Annotated in this window: 16 protein-coding genes; 12 read left to right on the top strand and 4 right to left on the bottom strand. The window is 70.4% G+C overall.

What is annotated here, in order from left to right:
• Window positions 1–5: 5 nt before the first annotated feature.
• Both G6N49_RS14185 and G6N49_RS14180 read right to left on the bottom strand, forming a co-directional pair.
• Window positions 6–1,058 (bottom strand): NAD(P)-dependent alcohol dehydrogenase, encoded by a 1,053-nt coding sequence (locus G6N49_RS14185; protein ID WP_011855262.1) that lies wholly within the window; start codon window positions 1,056–1,058, stop codon window positions 6–8.
• A 112-nt stretch (window positions 1,059–1,170) separates the two neighbouring features.
• Entirely contained in the window at window positions 1,171–1,446 is a 276-nt protein-coding gene (locus tag G6N49_RS14180) for a YciI family protein (RefSeq protein WP_041309562.1), read from the bottom strand.
• A 151-nt stretch (window positions 1,447–1,597) separates the two neighbouring features.
• On the opposite strand from G6N49_RS14180, the gene G6N49_RS14175 reads away from it, so the two are divergent.
• From G6N49_RS14175 to atzF, 4 genes are read left to right on the top strand one after another with little or no spacing between them, the layout of a single operon-like run.
• Window positions 1,598–2,521 (top strand): urea amidolyase associated protein UAAP1, encoded by a 924-nt coding sequence (locus tag G6N49_RS14175; RefSeq protein ID WP_011855263.1) that lies wholly within the window; start codon window positions 1,598–1,600, stop codon window positions 2,519–2,521.
• The gene (locus G6N49_RS14170) at window positions 2,518–3,162 is read left to right on the top strand and encodes an urea amidolyase associated protein UAAP2 (protein WP_011559239.1); all 645 of its coding nucleotides are present in this window, start codon (window positions 2,518–2,520) and stop codon (window positions 3,160–3,162) included. The genes G6N49_RS14175 and G6N49_RS14170 overlap by 4 nt, the downstream gene beginning before the upstream one ends.
• The gene (gene uca / locus G6N49_RS14165; protein WP_011855264.1) at window positions 3,159–6,776 is read left to right on the top strand and encodes an urea carboxylase; all 3,618 of its coding nucleotides are present in this window, start codon (window positions 3,159–3,161) and stop codon (window positions 6,774–6,776) included. Before G6N49_RS14170 ends, uca begins: the two co-directional genes overlap by 4 nt.
• On the top strand, window positions 6,773–8,509 hold the full coding sequence (atzF, locus tag G6N49_RS14160; protein WP_011559241.1) for an allophanate hydrolase: 1,737 nt from the start codon (window positions 6,773–6,775) through the stop codon (window positions 8,507–8,509). The genes uca and atzF overlap by 4 nt, the downstream gene beginning before the upstream one ends.
• Here atzF and G6N49_RS14155 read toward each other — a convergent pair.
• Window positions 8,488–9,168: a TetR/AcrR family transcriptional regulator gene (locus tag G6N49_RS14155; protein WP_011559242.1), complete on the bottom strand. Its 681-nt coding sequence runs from the start codon at window positions 9,166–9,168 to the stop codon at window positions 8,488–8,490. The two genes, atzF and G6N49_RS14155, sit on opposite strands and share 22 nt — an antisense overlap.
• Window positions 9,169–9,410: 242 nt before the next feature.
• Between G6N49_RS14155 and G6N49_RS14150 the strand changes: the two genes are divergently transcribed.
• The 8 genes from G6N49_RS14150 to G6N49_RS14115 are packed head-to-tail and all read left to right on the top strand — an operon-like array spanning window position 9,411 to window position 17,933.
• Entirely contained in the window at window positions 9,411–11,408 is a 1,998-nt protein-coding gene (locus G6N49_RS14150; protein ID WP_011559243.1) for a dipeptide ABC transporter ATP-binding protein, read from the top strand.
• The gene (locus tag G6N49_RS14145; RefSeq protein WP_011559244.1) at window positions 11,408–12,274 is read left to right on the top strand and encodes an ABC transporter permease; all 867 of its coding nucleotides are present in this window, start codon (window positions 11,408–11,410) and stop codon (window positions 12,272–12,274) included. The genes G6N49_RS14150 and G6N49_RS14145 overlap by 1 nt, the downstream gene beginning before the upstream one ends.
• An 8-nt stretch (window positions 12,275–12,282) precedes the next feature.
• On the top strand, window positions 12,283–13,287 hold the full coding sequence (locus G6N49_RS14140) for an ABC transporter permease (protein WP_011559245.1): 1,005 nt from the start codon (window positions 12,283–12,285) through the stop codon (window positions 13,285–13,287).
• On the top strand, window positions 13,288–13,938 hold the full coding sequence (locus G6N49_RS14135; RefSeq protein ID WP_011559246.1) for a cysteine hydrolase family protein: 651 nt from the start codon (window positions 13,288–13,290) through the stop codon (window positions 13,936–13,938). It abuts the gene before it with no gap.
• The gene (locus G6N49_RS14130; RefSeq protein ID WP_011559247.1) at window positions 13,935–15,515 is read left to right on the top strand and encodes an ABC transporter substrate-binding protein; all 1,581 of its coding nucleotides are present in this window, start codon (window positions 13,935–13,937) and stop codon (window positions 15,513–15,515) included. Before G6N49_RS14135 ends, G6N49_RS14130 begins: the two co-directional genes overlap by 4 nt.
• Entirely contained in the window at window positions 15,515–16,351 is an 837-nt protein-coding gene (locus G6N49_RS14125) for an N-acyl homoserine lactonase family protein (protein ID WP_011559248.1), read from the top strand. The genes G6N49_RS14130 and G6N49_RS14125 overlap by 1 nt, the downstream gene beginning before the upstream one ends.
• Entirely contained in the window at window positions 16,348–16,896 is a 549-nt protein-coding gene (locus G6N49_RS14120) for a hypothetical protein (protein WP_011559249.1), read from the top strand. The genes G6N49_RS14125 and G6N49_RS14120 overlap by 4 nt, the downstream gene beginning before the upstream one ends.
• A complete protein-coding gene (locus tag G6N49_RS14115; RefSeq protein ID WP_011559250.1) occupies window positions 16,893–17,933 on the top strand; it encodes an isopenicillin N synthase family dioxygenase in 1,041 nt (346 codons plus the stop codon). The genes G6N49_RS14120 and G6N49_RS14115 overlap by 4 nt, the downstream gene beginning before the upstream one ends.
• Here the strand turns inward: G6N49_RS14115 and G6N49_RS14110 are convergent.
• Window positions 17,926–18,987 carry an ABC transporter substrate-binding protein gene (locus tag G6N49_RS14110; RefSeq protein WP_011855265.1) on the bottom strand — a complete coding sequence of 354 codons (1,062 nt, stop codon included), beginning with the start codon at window positions 18,985–18,987 and terminating at the stop codon, window positions 17,926–17,928. The genes G6N49_RS14115 and G6N49_RS14110 overlap by 8 nt on opposite strands.
• Between the last annotated feature and the right edge of the window lie 174 nt (window positions 18,988–19,161).

Here is a 19,161-nt window from a genome sequence, read left to right as displayed (position 1 = left end):
GTAGGTCAGTTGCGCAGTCCCGCGGTGTCGATGACGAATCGGTACCGCACATCGCTGGCGACCACGCGCTCGTACGCCTCGTTGATGTAGGTCGGTTCGATGATCTCGATCTCCGGACGCACCCCGTGTTCGGCGCAGAAGTCCAGCATCTCCTGGGTTTCGGCGATGCCACCGATCAGCGAGCCGGAGATGCTGCGGCGGCCGCCGATGAGTGCACCGGCCGGCACCGACATCGGGTGCTCGGGCATGCCGAGTTCGACCACCGTGCCGTCGACGCGCAGCAGGCTCAAGATCGCTGCGAGGTCGATATTGGCCGAGACGGTGTTCAGGATCAGGTCGAAGGTGCCCTTCAGCTCGGCGAAGGTGTCCGGATCCGAGGTGGCGTAGTAGGCGTCGGCGCCGAGCCGCAGCCCGTCCTCCATCTTCTTCAGCGACTGGCTGAGCACGGTGACCTCCGCGCCCATCGCCTTGGCGAGCTTGACGGCCAGGTGGCCCAGTCCGCCGAGCCCGATCACCGCCACGCGGCTGCCCGGCCCGGCGTTCCAGTGCCGCAGTGGCGAGTAGGTGGTGATGCCGGCGCACAGCAGCGGTGCCGCGGCGTCGAGGGGCAGCGCGTCGGGGATGCGCAGCACGTAGTTCTCGTCGACGACGATCGCGCCGCTGTACCCGCCCTGGGTGCGCTCGCCGTCGCGGCCGACGGCGTTGTAGGTGCCGACCATGCCGGAGCCGGTGCAGTACTGCTCGATGCCGGCGCGGCAGTTGTCGCACTCACGGCACGAGTCCACGAAACAGCCCACGCCGACACGGTCGCCGACCTTGTACTTCGTCACCTCGGCGCCGACCTCGGTCACCACGCCCGCGATCTCGTGACCCGGCACGATCGGGTACTGCGTGCGGCCCCACTCGCCCTTGACGGTGTGGATGTCGGAGTGGCAGATGCCGCTGAAGTGGATGTCGAAGGCGACGTCGTGCGGACCGACCTCGCGGCGCGTGATCGTGGTCTCGGTCAACGGTGCGGTCGCCGACGTGGCGGCATAAGCAGAAACAGTGATACCCATCAGTCCTCTTTGTCAGGAAAATCTCGCAATTCGGGCCGCGACATTGCGGCACCCCCATAAGGCAACGGGTCGCGGGAACCGATCGATCCCCGACCGGGATGTGAATTCGATCCTAGAGGCCCGGCGCCCGGAAGGCCCCGTTGAACGAAGTGCGTGCGTACGACACCACTCCGGCCTTCGAGTACGGGTCCGCGGCGGCCAGCGCGTCGGCCTCCTCGGCGCTCAGGTCGCCTGTGACGAGCACCGCACCGGTCTGGGCCTCGACGCGGCCGGCGAGCAGGATGCGCCCCGATTCGACCTCGCGGGCCAGCCAGTCCAGGTGGTCGGGCCTCGTCTCATCGATGACGTCGAGGGGTTGCAGATAGGTCAGCGTCAGCACGTGGAACACCGGCCGAAGGGTAGTCGACCGCGTCCACGGTCCGGAAAACCTGTCACATGACAGACACATCGGCCCTGCGTTCGTAACGCCGCCGCGACGATCAGTTACCTCACGGCAACCACCGCGCGGCCGTCGGCGCGAAAACTGTCAGGTGACAGAAATGCCGCCGTCGACGTCGGCCCCGCAAGCCACGGGAGCACACTTGACCAGCGATCTCCGCACGTCCGACGGCGCCGACGCGTCGTCGACCGCCACCACCGCCGGGGCCCGTGCCCACGCCCGCGCCCAGCACGGACGCACCGCCGAGCACATGCGCCACATCCCCGCGACGGCCGCCCCGGCCCCGCCCGAGGGCATACCGGCCGAACGTCTCGTGTGGTCGGAGGCCGTCGCCCCGGGCGGCTACACCGCCGCCGTGCTGGCCCGCGGCACCAGGATCCGCTTGACCGATGTCCACGGCGACGCCTGCGCGCACGTGCTGCTGCACCGCGCCGACGCGACGCACGAGCGGCTCAACGTCGCCGACACGGTCAAGGTGCCGTGGCAGGCCTACCTCGGGAAGGGGCATCCGCTCCTGAGCGGATTCGGCCGGGTGCTGGCGACGGTGGTGGCCGACACCTCCGGACACCACGACGCCCTGGCGGGCACGACGACGCGCGACGGCAACGATGCGAAGTACGGGGCGAGTGCCCCACAGTCCGCGACGCCGGCCGGACGTGAGCTTCTTCTGCTCGCCGCACTGAAAAACGGTATGGCACAACGTGATCTGGTGCCATCGGTGTCGTTCTTCCAGGGTGTCCGGGTCGATGCCGACGGGGTCCTGCAGTGGCGCGGCTCGGCGGGTCCCGGTACGACGGTCGACCTGCTGCTGCACGTCGACACCATCGTCTCGCTCGCCAACACCGCACACTTACTCGACCCGCGCCCGCAGTTCACCTGTTCCACGCTGCACCTCCACGCCTGGCCCGCCGCAACCGAACTCGACCTGCTGAGCGCCGGCGAACTGATCGGCCCGCTCGGTCCCGAGCATCGCCAGGCCATCGCCAACACCGACGCCGATCTCGCCGCCCGAGGAGCGCTGTGACCACCACTTCCGACACCGCCGAAGCCCTCGTGCCCGGCCACACCATCCTCGACGAGACGGTCGCCGCCAGGGCGCCGTGGTCGGCGGTGGTGGCCGCCGGCGACGTCCTCACCATCGTCGACCTCGACGGCAACCAGGCCGTCGACTGCCTGCTCTACTCCGCCGCCGACACCGCGATTCGGTACTCCGCCCCGGAAACCATTGCGCGGCAGGGCAGGATCGCGTTGACCACCGGATCGGTGCTGCGCGCCGACACCGGTGCGGCGCTGATGACCGTCGTCGCCGACGAGGTGGGCGTCCACGACACCCTCGGCGGCGCCTGCTCGAAGGAATCGAACACGCTGCGCTACGGGCAGCACACCCGCGCACAGCACGGCTGCATGGAGAACTTCCTGATCGAAGGCGCCCGCCACGGGCTGGATGCCCGCGACCTCGCCAGCAACATCAACTGGTTCATGAACGTCCCCGTCGACCCCGACGGTGCCCTCGGCATCGTCGACGGGCTGTCCGGTCCGGGTAAGCGGGTCGCGCTGCGCGCCGACATCGACACCCTGGTGCTCGTGTCGAACTGTCCGCAGATCAACAACCCCTGCAACGCCTTCGATCCCACGCCGGTCCGGATGATCGTGACGCGCCCGTGACGACCGCCCTGATCGCCAACCGCGGCGAGATCGCCGTCCGCCTGGTGCGGTCCGCACGCCTGCTCGGACTGCGCACGGTGGCCGTGTTCTCCGACGCCGACCGCGGGGCCCCGCACGTGCGGATGGCCGATCACGCCGTGCGGCTCGGCCCGTCGGCGCCGGCCGAGAGCTATCTGCGGATCGACGCCATCCTCGACGCCGCCCACGCGAGCGGCGCCGACATGATCCACCCCGGCTACGGATTCCTCTCCGAGGACGCCGATTTCGCCGCGGCGGTGGAGGCCGCGGGAATCGCGTTCGTGGGGCCGACGCCCGAGCAGCTGCGCGTGTTCGGCACCAAACACACCGCCCGCACCGCGGCCCGCTCCGCCGGGGTGCCGGTGTTCCCGGGCTCGGATCTGCTCGCCGACGCCGCCGCCGCGCTCGACGCGGCCGACTCCATCGGCTATCCGGTCATGCTGAAGGCGACCGGAGGTGGCGGCGGGATCGGTATGCAGGTGTGCCGCAACCCCGTCGAACTCCGGGCGGCTTTCGAACGGGTGGCGCGCCTCGCCGAACGCAGTTTCGGGACGGCGGGGGTCTTCGTGGAGCGGTTCGTCGACACCGCCCGCCACGTCGAGGTGCAGATCTTCGGCGACGGGCGCGGCGGCGTCGTCTCACTCGGCGACCGCGACTGCTCCCTGCAACGGCGCAACCAGAAGGTGATCGAGGAGGCGCCGGCCCCCGCGCTACCCGAGGCTGTGCGCTCGCTGCTGCACGAATCGTCGCGTGCCCTGGCGGCGTCGGTGGCCTACCGTTCCGCGGGCACCGTCGAGTTCGTCTACGACCCCGTCCGGGAGCAGGCGTCCTTCCTCGAGGTCAACGCCCGCCTGCAGGTCGAACACCCGGTGACCGAGGCCGTCACCGGAATCGACCTGCCCGCGTGGATGTTCCGTCTCGCCCGCGGCGAATCCGACGTGCTTGCCCCCCACCTGGCGACGGGCGCGGTGCCGGTGCGCGGCCATGCGGTCGAGGCCCGTGTGTACGCCGAGGACCCCGCACGCGACTACCGGCCGAGCACCGGAACCCTCACCGCGGTGGCGTTTCCCGACGACGTGCGGGTGGACACCTGGGTGGAGGACGGCACCGAGGTGTCGTCGTTCTACGATCCGCTGCTGGCCAAGGTGGTCGCCACCGGCCCGGAACGCGACGAGGCGTTCACACGGCTCGGCGACGCGCTGGACGATACGGCGCTGCACGGCATCGAGACCAACATCGGAGCGCTGCGGGCCGCGGTCGTCCACGCCGACGTCCGCGCCGCCCGGCACAGCACCGCGACGCTGGCCGACGTCGCGGACCCGCGCCCCCGGATCACCGTCGAGCGGCCCGGGCTGCTGACGACGGTGCAGGATCTACCCGGGCGGATCGGCCTGTGGCACATCGGGGTTCCGCCGAGCGGTCCGATGGACGACCTCTCTTTCCGGCTCGGTAACCGTGCGCTCGGAAACCCCGACGGCGCAGCGGGTCTGGAGTGCACCGCATCCGGGCCGGCCCTGCGTGTCAGCCATTCCACCACCGTGTGCGTGACCGGCGCGGAGTGCCCGGTCACCGTCGACGGACGGCCCGTGCCCATGTGGGAACCGGTCGACGTGCCGGCCGGGGGAGTGCTCGACATCGGCGCGGCGGAGACGGTGGGTCTGCGCACCTACGTCCTGGTCGCCGGCGGACTCGACATTCCCGAGTATCTGGGCAGCGCCTCGACGTTCACCCTCGGGCGGTTCGGCGGTCACGGCGGTCGGCAACTGGTGGTCGGCGACGTCCTGCGGGCGAACGCGTCGGCCGACACCGGGTGCGACCGTGCGCCCATCGACCCCGACGCGCGTCCCGCCCTGGTGTCCCAGTGGGAACTCGCCGTCACCGAGGGCCCCCACGCCGCCCCCGACTTCTTCACGCGCGCCGACATCGAGACCCTGTGCGCGGCGGAGTACCGCGTGCACTTCAACTCCGCGCGCACCGGGGTGCGCCTCGAAGGACCCAAACCGCGGTGGGCCCGACCCGACGGCGGCGAGGCCGGACTGCACCCGTCGAACATCCATGACACGCCGTATTCCGTTGGCGCACTGGACTTCACCGGGGACACCCCGATCCTGCTCGGCCCCGACGGCCCGAGCCTCGGCGGTTTCGTGTGCCCGGTGACGGTGGTGACCGCCGACCGGTGGAAGCTCGGGCAACTGCGCCCCGGCGACACGGTGCGGTTCGTGCCGATCCGCGTCGCCGACGCCCCGGCGCGCGATGATGTCGGCGCAACCCGCAGACCCTCGGCACCGACGGTCATCACCACCGGCGGCGACGCCGACGACGGCGTCCTGGCGCGGCGCGAGGGACAACCCGGCGTGACCTATCGCCGCAGCGGCGACGACAACGTGCTGATCGAATACGGGCCCATGGTCCTCGATCTCGCGCTACGCGCGCGGGTGCACGCGCTGCACACCCGACTCGCCGAGGCACGGGTGGGCGGGATCGTCGACCTCACCCCGGGTATCCGGTCGCTGCAGGTCCACGTCGACCCGCAGCGGCTGCCGATCGACCGGCTGCTCGGCCTGCTGACCGAGATCGAGGACGACCTGCCCGCGACATCCGAACTCGTGGTGCCCAGCCGGTCGGTGCGGCTGCCGCTGAGTTGGGACGATCCGGCGACCCGCGAGGCGATCGCCCGGTACATGTCCGGTGTGCGCGACGACGCCCCGTGGTGTCCGTCGAACATCGAGTTCATCCGGCGGGTCAACGGCCTGGGCTCGCAGGCCGACGTCGCCGACATCGTGTTCGCCGCCGAATACCTCACGCTCGGACTCGGCGACGTGTACCTCGGTGCGCCCGTGGCGACTCCGCTCGACCCGCGGCACCGGTTGGTCACCACGAAATACAATCCGGCGCGCACCTGGACCGCCGAGAACTCCGTCGGGATCGGCGGGGCGTACCTGTGCATCTACGGGATGGAGGGTCCCGGCGGATACCAGTTCGTCGGCCGGACGACGCAGGTGTGGCGCACCTACCGCCACACCGCACCCTTCGAGGCAGGCAGCCCGTGGCTGCTCAGGTTCTTCGACCGCATCTCCTGGTATCCGGTGTCGGCCGAGGAACTGCTCGACCTGCGCGCCGACCTGGCCGCGGGCCGGGGCACGGTCGAGATCACCGAGGGCACCTTCTCGCTCGCCGAACACGAACGCTTCCTGGCCCGCAACGCCGACTCCATCACCGAGTTCCGGGCCCGCCAGAGCGCCGCGTTCTCCGCGGAGCGGGCGGCATGGGCGGCGGCCGGGGAGTTCGACCGCGCCGAGCGGGCGCAGTCGCGGGCATCGGCCGACAACGCCGACCTCGTCCTCGACGACGGTGCCCAACGCGTCGACGCACCGTTCTCGTCGAACGTGTGGAAAGTCGATGTCGCCGTGGGGGAGAGGGTGGCCGCGGGTCAATCGTTACTGGCACTGGAGGCGATGAAGATGGAGACCGTCGTGACGGCCCCGGCCGACGGTGTGGTCACCCACGTACTCGTCGAGGCGGGCAACCAGGTGGAGCCCGGGACACCGTTGGTCATCCTCGGTGCCGAGAGCGATGTGTCGGGGATCCCGGCATGACGGCCGTCGAGCGGGTCCGCGCCGCCTACGCCACGATCGAGGCCGTCGCGCGGCCCGAGGTCTGGATCTTCCTGCGGCCGTTCGCCGATGCGCTCACCGACGCCGAGGCCGTCGACTCCGCCGTCGCGGCCGGGGCGGACCTGCCGCTGGCCGGGCTGACCGTCGCGGTCAAGAACAACGTCGACGTCGCGGGCCTGCCCACGACGGCGGGCTGCCCGGGATACGCAACCGACCCGGCCGAGGTGGACGCCCCGGTGGTCGCACGGCTGCGCGCCTCGGGTGCGGTGGTGCTCGGGGCGACCAATCTCGATCAGTTCGCGACCGGACTCGTCGGCACCCGCAGCCCACACGGCGCCGTGCGCGACGCCCGCCGCCCCGGCCACATCTCGGGCGGTTCGAGTTCGGGATCGGCGGTCGCGGTGGCACTCGGCATCGCCGACCTCGCCATCGGCACGGACACCGCCGGATCCGGCCGCGTGCCTGCGGCGCTGCAGGGCATCGTGGGCATCAAACCCACCTACGGTGTGGTGCCCACCGACGGGGTGGTGCCCGCCTGCCGAAGCTACGACTGCGTCACGGTGTTCGCGCGCGATCTCGACACCGCCGACGCCGCCATGGGGGTGATGGCGGGTGCGGACCCGTCGGCGGGCGTGCGGGCGCGGCCCTTCCCGCCCGACGCCCCGCTCGCGGCGCCGGCCGTGCCGCTGGTCGGCGTTCCGCGCGACCTCCCCGGCCTCTCACCGGCCTGGCGGCAGGCGTTCGGCGAGGCGAGGTCCCGCCTCGAAGGACAGGGTGCGGCCGTGCGCGAGATCGACATGCGCGCATTCCTCGAAGCGGCCAGGCTGCTCTACGACGGCGGGCTCGTCGCCGAACGGCACGAAGCCGTCGGCGATTTCGTCGACACACACCGCGACGAGGTCGACCCCACCGTCGGTGCGATCATCGCGGCGGCCGGTACGGTACCGGCCACCCGGCTGCTTCGGGACCGGGTACGGCTGGCCGAACTCACCGCCGCGGCGATGGCCGAACTCGGTGACTGCGACGCGCTGCTGATCCCGACGACCACCGACCACCCGACCATCGCCGAGGTCGAGGCCGAGCCGATCGCGGTCAACTCACGACTGGGCACGTACACGAACTTCTGCAATCTGCTCGACATGTGCGCGGTCGCCGTGCCGTCCGGAGCCGCCGACGGCGCCCAGTTCGGTGTCTCGATCGTCGCCCGGGCGGGCGCCGACGCGGTGGCGCTCGACCTGGCGCGCCGTGTCACATCCGGATCCTCGGATCCTGTTGTGTCGCAGGCACCGTGGCCGGTCCGCGCGGGTCTGTCCGCGACACCGCTGCTCGTGGTGGGCGCGCACCTGCGCGATCAGCCGCTGGCGTGGCAACTCGAAGAACGCGGGGCGCGGTGGCTCGGGCCGGCGGTCACCGCCCCGCTCTACCGGCTCGCGCGCCTGCACACCACGCCGGCCAAACCGGGTCTGGTCCGGGTGGGCGCCGAGAGCGGTACGGCGATCGGCGGTGAGCTGTGGCTGGTCGGGACCGCGATGCTGGGCGACTTCCTCGCCGCGCTGCCGTCACCGATGATGCTCGGCCGGGTGACGCTGTCCGACGGCACCGAGGTCGTCGGGTTCGGATGCGCACTCGACGCGTGGCAGAGCGGTGAGGACATCTCGTCCTACGGCGACTGGCGGAACTACCTGGGCTCCGGTCAGCTCAGCGAGCGCGTGTAACTCGCCACCGCGTCGCTGCTGCGAACCCGCAGCGCGGCGATGGCGCCGTCGGGGATCCCGAGCACCCGCAGGCAGGCGTCGGCGACGTGCACCGGCAGTTCGTCGCGCTGTGGACCCGGCGGCGTCGACCACATGTTGACCAGCGACTCCACCAGCCGGAACGGCAGATCCGCGGCCGCCTCGTGGACGCCGGTCTGTTCGACGACGGCGCGGCTGAGCGCGAGGTAGTGCAGACGCAGCCGCTCGCGGTCGGACCAGAACGGTTCCAGCCGCGCATCCCTCAGCTCGGGCAGCAGGTACAGCGCACCCAGATTCCACGGCCCGCTGAGCAGTTGGTCACCGTCGAACGTGGCCAGCGCGTGCAGGTGCTCGGCGGCCGTCAACGCCGGCTGCGCACCGAGCAGGCTGGGGATGAACCCCAGCGTGGGGCTGACCGTCTGGCTCAGCAGAGCGCACAGGATGTCGTCCTTGGTCCTGAAGTAGTGGTACAGCGAGGCCTGCCGGATGCCGACCAGTTCGGCGATGTGGCGCGTCGAGGTGCTCGCGTATCCCAGGGTGGTGAAGAGTTCGCCTGCGGCGTCGAGTATTTCGTCGCGGGCGGTCATGCCCGGACGGCGTGCGGTGTTCAGGCGGGGACGACCGGCCCGGGTGAGCGGCATGGTTCCATCGTGGACCACGAAGCCGCCGATGGGTACACCCCCTGGTTTCTGTCACACGACAGAAACGCGCGATACGCATCAGTTACGTGTGCCGTCGATTGGTTACCCGCGCGACACCCACCACGTCGACGACCGGACAAAACTGTCAAGTGACAGGCGGGCGGTTCACCGATGTGCCGCCCCGATCCCCACGTCGAGCCGGCCGCTTCGGCCCCGTCGACCACAGCCGCAGGAGCGTATGGATGGGCACTGCTGTCTCCGAAGCCGACGCGCCCGCCGCGGCGCCGCCCACGCCGGACCCGGTCGCCACCGTCGGTGACCTGGCTGTGAAGTTCCGCCGCAACGGCCGCGCGATCCACGCCCTGCGCGGGGTGTCGCTGGCCGTCGCGCCCGGCGAGATCCTCGGCCTCGTCGGCGAATCCGGTTCCGGGAAAAGCGTTCTCGGCTTCAGCCTGCTGGGCCTGCTACCCGACAACGCGACCGTCTCCGGCACGGTCCGCGTCGCCGGCTCCGACATGGTCCGCGGAGATCCCAAGGCGCTGCGCAAGGTGCGCCGCCTCGATCTGGGTGCGGTGTTCCAGGACCCGATGACATCGCTGAACCCGACCATGCGCATCGGCAGACAGGTCGCCGAGGCCGCGGGCAGCGACGAGGAGGCTTTGCGGCTGCTGACCGCCGTCGGCATCCCCGAACCCGCCCGGCGGATGCGGGCATACCCGCACGAACTGTCCGGCGGGCTACGGCAACGAGTGATGATCGCGATCGCGATCGCCGGCGACCCGGATCTGATCGTCGCCGACGAACCGACCACCGCCCTCGACGTCACCGTGCAGGCGCAGGTGTTGCGTCTGCTGCGGCGGCTGCGTGACGAGATCGGCTGCAGCATCGTGCTGATCACCCACGACCTCGGGGTGGCGGCCCAGATCTCCGACCGGATCGCGGTGCTCTACGCCGGGCGCATCGCCGAGATCGGCCCCAGCGCCGAGGTTCTCGCCGCCCCGGCCCACCCCTATACCCACGGACTGCTGCGCTCGCGTCTGACGCTGGACACCGCGCGGGACCGGCCCCTGGCCGCGCTCGCCGGATCGGTGCCCAGCCCGGTGACCCCACTTCCCGGGTGCGCGTTCGTCCCCCGGTGCGCGCTGGCCACCGACGAATGCACCACGGCTCCGCCGGAGCCGCTCGCGGTGGCGCCCGGTCGGGTCAGCGCGTGCATCCGCCCGCAGGGTGAGGTCGCCGAGCACCTGGGCGCCGCGGAGACCAACACCGACGACGCGTTCCCGGCGACCACCGCGGACCGGGCGGAGATGCCGCCGTCGGTGGTCCTGCGCGACGTCACGAAGTCCTTCTCGGTCGCGCGCCGATGGTTCGACCGGTCGGCCGATGGCGACGGGAAGCTCCATGCCCTGCGCGGCGTCTCGCTCCGGGTCGGACACGGGGAATCGGTCGCGCTGGTCGGTGAGAGCGGTTCGGGCAAGTCGACACTGCTGCGTGTCATCGCGGGCCTGGAGCCGCCGACGTCCGGATTCGTCGACCTCGCGGGAGGCCAACGGCCGCAGATGGTGTTCCAGGATGCGGGTGCGTCGCTCACCCCGTGGCTGTCGGTCGGTGAGCTCATCGCCGAACGGCTGCGCGGCACGGGTCTGTCGCGGGCACGGCGCCGGGAGCGGGTCGCCGAGGTGCTGGAGCGGGTGGGGCTGCCCGCCGAGGTCGCGAAGTCGCGCGCGGGTCAACTCTCCGGTGGTCAGCGCCAACGGGTTTCACTCGCCCGCGCGACGGTGGTGCCGCCCTCGGTGCTGCTGTGCGACGAGCCGACCAGCGCGCTCGACGTCTCGCTGGCCGCCTCGGTGCTCAACCTGATCGGAGACCTGCGCCGCAGCCTCGACATGTCCGTGGTGTTCGTGACCCACGACCTTTCCGTGGCGCGGGTGGTCGCCGACCGGATCGCGGTGATGTACCTCGGGCGCATCGTCGAGATCGGACCGGCCGACCAGGTGATCGCCGAACCCGCGCATCCCTACACCCAGGCCCTCGTCGACTCCATCCCGGACCTGGGCCGCGAACCGCGTTCTCTCGCCGGTGAACCCGCGAGCCCCCTCTCGCCGCCCACGGGGTGCGCGTTTCATCCGCGGTGCCCGCTCGCGATCGACGCCTGCGACGACACCGGACTCGACGTCCGCCTCGAAGGGTTCCCCGGCAACCCGCACCAGGTCGCCTGCATCGAGCGGAAGGCGGGCTGATGGCGGTCGCGCTGCCGGCACCGGCCATGGTGCGCACCCGGCGGCGGGGGCTGACGCTGCCGCAGTCGCGGTCCGCGGTGGTGAACTGGATCGGCTTCTCGCTCATCGGCATCGTCACCCTGGTCGCGGTCGCGGTGCCGGTGCTCGCGCCCTACGATCCGCTGTTGCCGGTGGGCCTGCCGCTGCAGGCGCCCGGCGTGGACGGATTCCTGCTCGGGACCGACAGCATCGGCCGCGACATCTTGTCGCGCGTGCTCTACGGCGCAAGGTCGAGCTGGTTCGCGGCGCTGGCCGTGGTGGCCCTCGGGCTGTTCATCGGCGGTCTGGTCGGGCTCATCGCCGGGACGGCGGGCGGCTGGATCGACTCGGTGCTCATGAGGATCACCGACGCCTTCCTGTCGCTGCCCGCGCCGGTGCTGGCGATCGCGGTGGTCGCCGCGCTCGGCCCGGGGTTCCTGCACACGCTCATTGCGGTGTCGATCGTGTGGTGGCCGTTCTACGCGCGGCTGGTCCGCGGTGAGATCACCCGGCTCGCCGCCAGACCGCACGTCGAGGCGGCCAAACTCGCCGGCGTGGGGCCGCTTCGGCTGGCGCGTCGTCACCTGCTGCCCGGTGCGGTGCCCAACGCGGTCGTCGCGGCCAGCCTGGACATCGGCACCCTGATCCTCACCCTGGCCGCACTGTCGTTCCTGGGCCTCGGTCAGTCCGCGCCCGCACCCGAGCTCGGCGCCGACTCGGCACGCAACCTGAGCTACTTCCTGCAGCAGTGGTGGATACCCGTGATGCCCGGACTCGGGGTCCTGGTACTCGCGTTGGTCGGCAACGTCGCCGGGGACAGCCTGCGCAACCTGATGAAGACGAAATAAGGAGCCGCATGCGGACCTTCGTCACGACCCGGATCGCCGCGATGTTCGCGATCCTCGTCGCGCTGACCGGGGTGATGTTCGTGCTCGCCCACATCTCGCCGCTCGACCCCGTCAAAGCCCAGCTGGGTGCCCAGGCCTCCCAGGCGGCGGTCGCCGCGCGCCGCGAAGCGCTCGGCCTCAACGAACCGATGCTGGTGCAGTTCTGGAACTACCTCACCGGCGCGGTCACCGGTGACCTCGGCACCTCGTACCGCACCCGCCACCCGGTGGCGTCCGACCTCGGTGACTTCCTCCCCGCCACACTGGAACTCGCGGTGTTCGGGATGGTGATCGCGCTGGTGCTCGCCGCGCTGCTGGCGTTCAGCACCACGCTGAAGTGGCGTGGCTCGGCGGTCCTGCGTGCGGTGCTGTTCACCGGGTCCTCGGCGCCGATGTTCCTGCTCGGCATCCTCGGTCTCATCGTCTTCTACCAACAACTCGGCTGGGTGCCGGCCAACGGCCGCATCGGAATCGCGAACCCACCGACCGGCCCCACCGGCCTGCTGACCGTCGACGGTCTGCTGCACGCGCGGTTCGACGTCGTCGGCGACGCGCTGCAGCACCTGATCCTGCCCGCCGTGGTGATCGCGATCGGGCCTGCGGTGGCCATCGGCCGGGTGCTGAGATCGAGCCTGCTCGGGGACACCGACAGCGACTACGCCAGAACCGCACGCGCGAAAGGTCTTTCGGAGGGCCGGATCATGGTCGGCCACGTCCTGCGCAACTCCATCGGCGCCGCCCTGTCGATGACGGGTCTGCAGATCGGGCTGATGTTCTCCGGTGTCCTCGTCGTCGAGCAGGTGTTCGGCTGGCCGGGGATCGGCCAGTACATCGCCCAGAGCATCCCGGTCGCCGACTTCCCGGCAATCGCCGGCGTGACGCTGATGCTCGGCGCGCTCTACGTCTTCATCAACACCATGGTGGACCTCCTGCAGGCGGCCGCCGACCCCCGTATCACCGTCAGAGGAGGATAAGTGCCCGAACAACCACTCATCGTGGGCAATCCCGTGCTCGTGGTCGTCGACATCCAGCAGGGCGGTGGGATGCCGGTCGACGAGGTGGGCATCCCGCACATGTCCGGGCACGCCGAACGCGTCGCCCGCGCCGAACAACTGGTGGCCGCGGCGCGCGCCGCCGAGGTGCCGATCGTCTTCTTCCAGGAGGTGCACCGGCCCAGCGGCGTCGACTTCGGCCGCGAACTCGACGGTGTCGAGGGACCCCACTGCATCGACGGACGTGCCGGCACCGACCTCGAACCGTCACTGCGCCCGCGCCCGGAACGCGACGACAAGGAGTTCCACATCGTCAAACGCCGCTACTCGGGGTTCATCGGCACCGAATTCGACATCGTGCTGCGCGGTTTGAACGCCTCCACGCTGATCCTGATCGGCGGCCTGACCGACGTGTGCGTGCACTACACGTTCGCCGACGCACATCAGCGTGACTACTACGTGCGGGTGGTGACCGACTGTGTCGGTGGCTCGTCGCAGTACCGCCACGACGCCGCCCTCGACGCGATGGAGTACCTGCAGACCGGGGCCATGCGCACCACCGAAGAGATCCTCACCGCATTCGGGGCCATCGCGCCCGCCGACGCACTCGTCCTCGAAGGGGCCGTCCGATGATCCGCCGCCTGAAGACCGTCGCCGCACTCGCGGCGGCCGCCGCACTGACCCTGAGCGCCTGTGGCGGTTCGGATTCCGGTGGCGGCGCCCCCAGTGCCGCACCCACCGACAAGGTGCTGCACCTGTCGTTCCTGCAGGACCCGGGGCAGCCACCGGACCCGGACGTCTTCTACGCCGGACAGGGTCTACTGCTCACCACCAACGTGTACGAAGGCCTGATGCAGTACAAGGGTGGCACCGAGAAGGCGGAGATCGAACCGCTGCTGGCCACGGAGTGGACCGAATCACCGGACCACCGCGTGTTCACCTTCAAGCTGCGGGAGGGGGTGACGTTCCACGACGGGACACCGTTCACCGCCGAGGCGGTCAAGGCGTCCTTCGACCGGAGGCTGGCCGTCGACCAGGGCCCCGCGTACATGGTCGCCGACGTGGAATCGATCACCACCCAGGGCGACCATGCCGTCACGATCACCCTCAAGGCACCGAACGCGGCGTTCCTGGACTACCTCGCCTGCCCGTACGGTCCGCGCATGCTCAGCCCGAAGGGGTTGGCCGACAACGCCGGTGACGACCACGCCCAGAACTACCTGACCACCCACGATCTCGGCACCGGACCGTACACGCTGACCGCGGCCGAAGTGGGATCGCGCTACGCACTGGCCGCCTACCCCGGATACTGGGGCGAGAAGCCGTATTTCGAGCAGGTGGAGATCCCGGTCATCACCGACGTGTCCGCCCAGCAGCTTCAGTTCAACAACGGTCAGATCGCCGCGATCCTGCACGATCTGCCGTCGTCGGCGGTCGAGTCGTATCTCAACAACGACAAGTACGCCCACTTCTCGCTGCCGACGATGATGTCGAACTACCTCTACCTCAACCCGCGCCGCGGCATGCTCACCGACCCGAAGAACCGCGCCGCCGTGCTCGCCGCCATCGACGTCGACGCGCTGGTCAAACAGACCTACTTCGGACGCGGCAAGAAGGCAGAACAGCTCTACCCGCCGAACATGATCGCCCCGGAGTTGGCCAAGCAGAACGTCACCCACGACCCCTCGCTGCTCACCGAGATCGCGGCCGGACTGCCCGCCGACCAGAAGGCCGTCACCATCGGATACGACTCCTCCAACCCCGACAACCAGCTGATCAACAACCTGATCCAGACTCAGCTGGCCGCAGCCGGGCTCAACGCCAAGGTGCAGAGCTACCCGACCTCGGAGATCTACGGCTGGATCGGCAACGACGCCCCCAACGCGCCGGACATCCTGACCGGTACGGCGTGGCCGGATGCGCCGTCGCCCTACACCTGGGGTCATATCTCCTGGGACGCCGACGGCGGGTTGAACTACCTGGGCTGCTCGGCGCCCCCGGTGACCAGCGCACTGGCTCGTGGTCTGGAAACCGGTGACCCGCAGGTGTTCTCGGAGGCCGCCAAGGCCGCCGCCGACACCGGCTGCTGGCTCAACATCGCCGACGTCGACGACTTCGTAGTCGCCCAGCCGTGGCTCGCAGGGGTCGAGGAGGCGCACGTGGTGACCAACCCGAACTCGCTTCGGCTCTTCGAACTCTCGGTCGCCTGATGGCGACCCTGGTCGGACCGAGCGGTGTCCGCCGCATCATCCTGCTGACCCTGGGCTGGGAGGAACTGCCCAAATCGGTGTCGGTGCACGGGGCGCCTGCGGAGGAGCGGATGCGGGAGCCGGTGCCGGGTGTGCTGTTGCAGACCGACGGCGGCTGGGTGCTGTTGGACACCGGGTTCAACACCGCGCTGGTGCGTGACCCGTACCTGTACCGCCGGTTCTTCCCGACTGTCGAATACCGGCCGGTGCTGCCGGGACCCGGTGAGCCGATCGAACAGCGGCTGGCGGAGGTGGGCGTCGACATCGACCAGATCCACACCGTCGCGGTGAGCCACCTGCACCACGACCATGCCGGTGGGCTCAAGTTGTTCGCAGGCAAGGTCCCGGTGCACGCGCAGCGCCGTGAGCTCGAGTACGGCCTGTCGAATCACCCTGAGCCGGAACACAATGCGATCGTGCGGGTCGACTTCGACGATCCGCGGATCGACTGGCGGCTGGCCGACGGGGAAGCCGAGATCGCGCCCGGGGTCACCGCGGTGCCGACCTACGGTCACACGCCCGGCCACCAGAGTTTCGTGGTGCAGCTGGACCACAGTGTCGGCGGCGACGGCTTCGTGTTCGCGTTCGACGCCGCCGACCTCACCGAGAACATCGAGCACGAGTTGGCGATCGGTGGCTTCATCGACGTCGAACCGGAGGAGACGGTCGAACCGATCCGCCGGCTCAAGAAGTTGGCCGCCGACAAGGGCTTTCCGCTCATCCCCGGCCACGACCCGCACGTGTGGCCGGAGCTGACCCAGCACTTCCACGAACGGTTCGGCGCGGTGAGCCCGTGACCGACGTCGCGGTGGTGATGCGGGAGTGCGCCGGGTTGTGGCGGCGCACCCTGCTGATCGAGGCCGACGGGTCACGCGACACGGGCACCGACGTGCTGTGGCTGCAGGGTGCCACGGCCTACGTCGACTCACGGGGGTTCGCCGGGGTGCTCACCCAGCGCCCCGCCCAGGGCGGGGACGTCTTCGAGTGGCGCCGCGACATCGACCTGCAGCCCCCGGGTGAGTTCCCGGATGCGGGTCTCATGCGGTGGGACGGCGACACCCTGGTCGAAGAAGGTGTGTATGCCGACTACGTCGAGCACTGGGTGCGCGACGCCGGTCCGGCAGCTCCGTGCTGGGCGCTGTCGCTCACCTCGGGCGCCGGCCGCGCGATGCTGCTGCGGGTCGGGGACCGATTCGGCTGGGCCGGGGGAGATCTCGTCCTGATCGGCACGGTCGGCGATGACCGGTGGGATGCGCTCGGCATCGCGATGGCCGGAACCCGGCTGCGCGCCGGCGGTGTGGGCTGGGATGTTCAGCGAACCGAAGGAGAAGTGGAACTGTGAACGGGGCAACGTCATTCACCTCCGTGCCGACCGTCGATATCAGTGGGCTGCAGTCGGACGACCGTGCCGAGCACGAACGCGTCGCGGCCGACCTCGGCGCCGCGGCCCGTGACGTCGGCTTCTTCTACATCAGCGGATCGGGTATCGACGAATCGTTGTTCGACCGGATGCTGGCCGCGACGAAGGAGTTCTTCGCGCTGCCGCTCGAGGAGAAGATGCGCACCTACATCGGTCTGTCCCGCTGCCACCGCGGGTACGTGCCGGTCGGCGAGGAGGGCGTCGAGCAGGACACGCCGGACTTCAAGGAGGCGTTCGACACCGCGCTGGACCTGCCGGGCGACGACCCCGACTATCTGGCGGGCAACCCCATGCTCGGTCCGAACGCCTGGCCCGATCTGCCCGGCTTCGCCGAATCGGTGACCGCCTACTACACCGCGGTGCTCGAAGTGGGGCAGCGGCTGCTGTGGGCGTTCGCGATCGCGCTGGGGGAGGACCCCGACGTCTTCACCAGGCACGCGACGAAGACGCCGAGCCAACTGCGGCTGGTGCACTACCCCCACAACCCGGATGCCGAGGACCGCATGGGCATCGGCGCGCACACCGACTACGAATGCTTCACGCTGCTCAAACCCACCGCACCGGGGCTCGAGGTGCTCAACGGCGCCGGCGAGTGGATCGACGTGCCCCCGGTGCCGGGCACATTCGTCGTCAACATCGGCGACATGCTCGAACTGTGGACCAACGGCGCGTTCGTCGCCACCAGCCACCGGGTGCGCAAGGTCAAGGAGGAGCGGTACTCGTTTCCGTTGTTCTTCAACGTCGACTACCACACCGAGGTCAAACCGCTGCCGCAGTTCGCCCCCCGCGACGACCGGCCGCGTCCGGCGCTGCGGGCCGGTGAGCACCTGTTCGCCCAGACCGCGCAGTCCTTCGCCTATCTGCGCCGCCGGCTCGACAGCGGGGAACTGGTCCTGCCCGAGGGGTCGCTGGCGCCCGGCCAGTTCGGCCAGCAGGCGCTGCAGGGCACGACTAGTTGATCGGCGCGTTGACCCAGCGCAGGTCCGACAGGACGCCGCGGGCGGCCACGACACCCTGACCCGTCTGCCACACCTCGTTGTTGACCACGTAGACCCGGTCGTCCTGGGCGGCCGACAACGCACGCCAGGCGTCGCTGTCGAGGATCGTCGCCGCGTTCTCGCGCGCGGCCGCCGAGGCGAACGACACGTACACGATGTCGGCGTCGGCGATCCCGTAGTCCGGTGAGTCGCCGGTGCCGATCTCGACGAACGGTTCATCGGTGAAGCGCTGGGCGGCAGGCCGGTCCAGGCCCACCTCGGCCAGCACGCTGCCCGCGAAGTTGCGGGCCCCGTAGACCCGCACGGTGTCCTCGGTCAGCTGGACCACCGACACCTGGTAATGGGCGGCGTCGTTGTCCAGCCCGGTCCTGCGGGCGGCGTCGGCGAATCCGTCGAGCAGCCCGCCCGTGGCGTCGAAGCGCCCGGTGGCGGCCCCGACCGTGCGCAGGTTCGCCTGCCAGTCGGCGCCCGGCGGGCCGGTGAACACCGTCGGCGCGATCTGGCCGAGGGCATCGAACAACTCCGGTGTCAGGGCCTGTGACCCGAGGATGAGGTCCGGCGCGGCGGCGCGGATCGCGTCGACATCCGGCGCCGAACGGGTTCCCGCCGGCGCGACGTCGTGGATCACGGACCCGAGGTACGACGGTTGTTCGTCGCGTCCGTCGGGCAGTGCGGCGGCGACGATGCGCGACTGCAGCCCCAGCGCGCACAGCGCGTCGAGCTGATCACCGGAGAGCACCACGATGCGCCGCGGATCGGCGGTCACCCGGGTCTCCCCGGCCGCGTGGCGCACCTCGCGCTCCGGTGGCCCGGGGTCGACCGGAGCCGGTCCCGCCGCGCACGATTCGTCCGGTCGGCGCTGGTTACCGAGCACCCCCGCGCCCGCGACACTGGTCGTGCTGGTGATCACCGAGCTCATCGGCGCCGAGGCGGCGGGGTCGGCGTCGGTCGACCCGCACCCCGCCAGGACGGCCACGAGTGCCGCGACCAGCGTCGCCGAAACCGTCGGCCCCACCCCTGTCCGGGCCCTCGTCTGCGGTCGGCCGATCAGCACGGGCCCGACGGTAACATCCTGGTCGCGACCACCGCCCCGGCCGAGGCGCGTGGCCGCCGAACCGCAATTACGACACTATGTAGGACCCAGGCTGAGCCGGTCTGCCTAGGACGATAGGATTCGTGGCAGCAAGGC

Source organism: Mycolicibacterium monacense, assembly GCF_010731575.1.
GTDB lineage: Bacteria > Actinomycetota > Actinomycetes > Mycobacteriales > Mycobacteriaceae > Mycobacterium > Mycobacterium monacense.
Note: the sequence above shows the minus strand (reverse complement) of the source record. Positions and strands in the feature narration are given on the sequence as shown.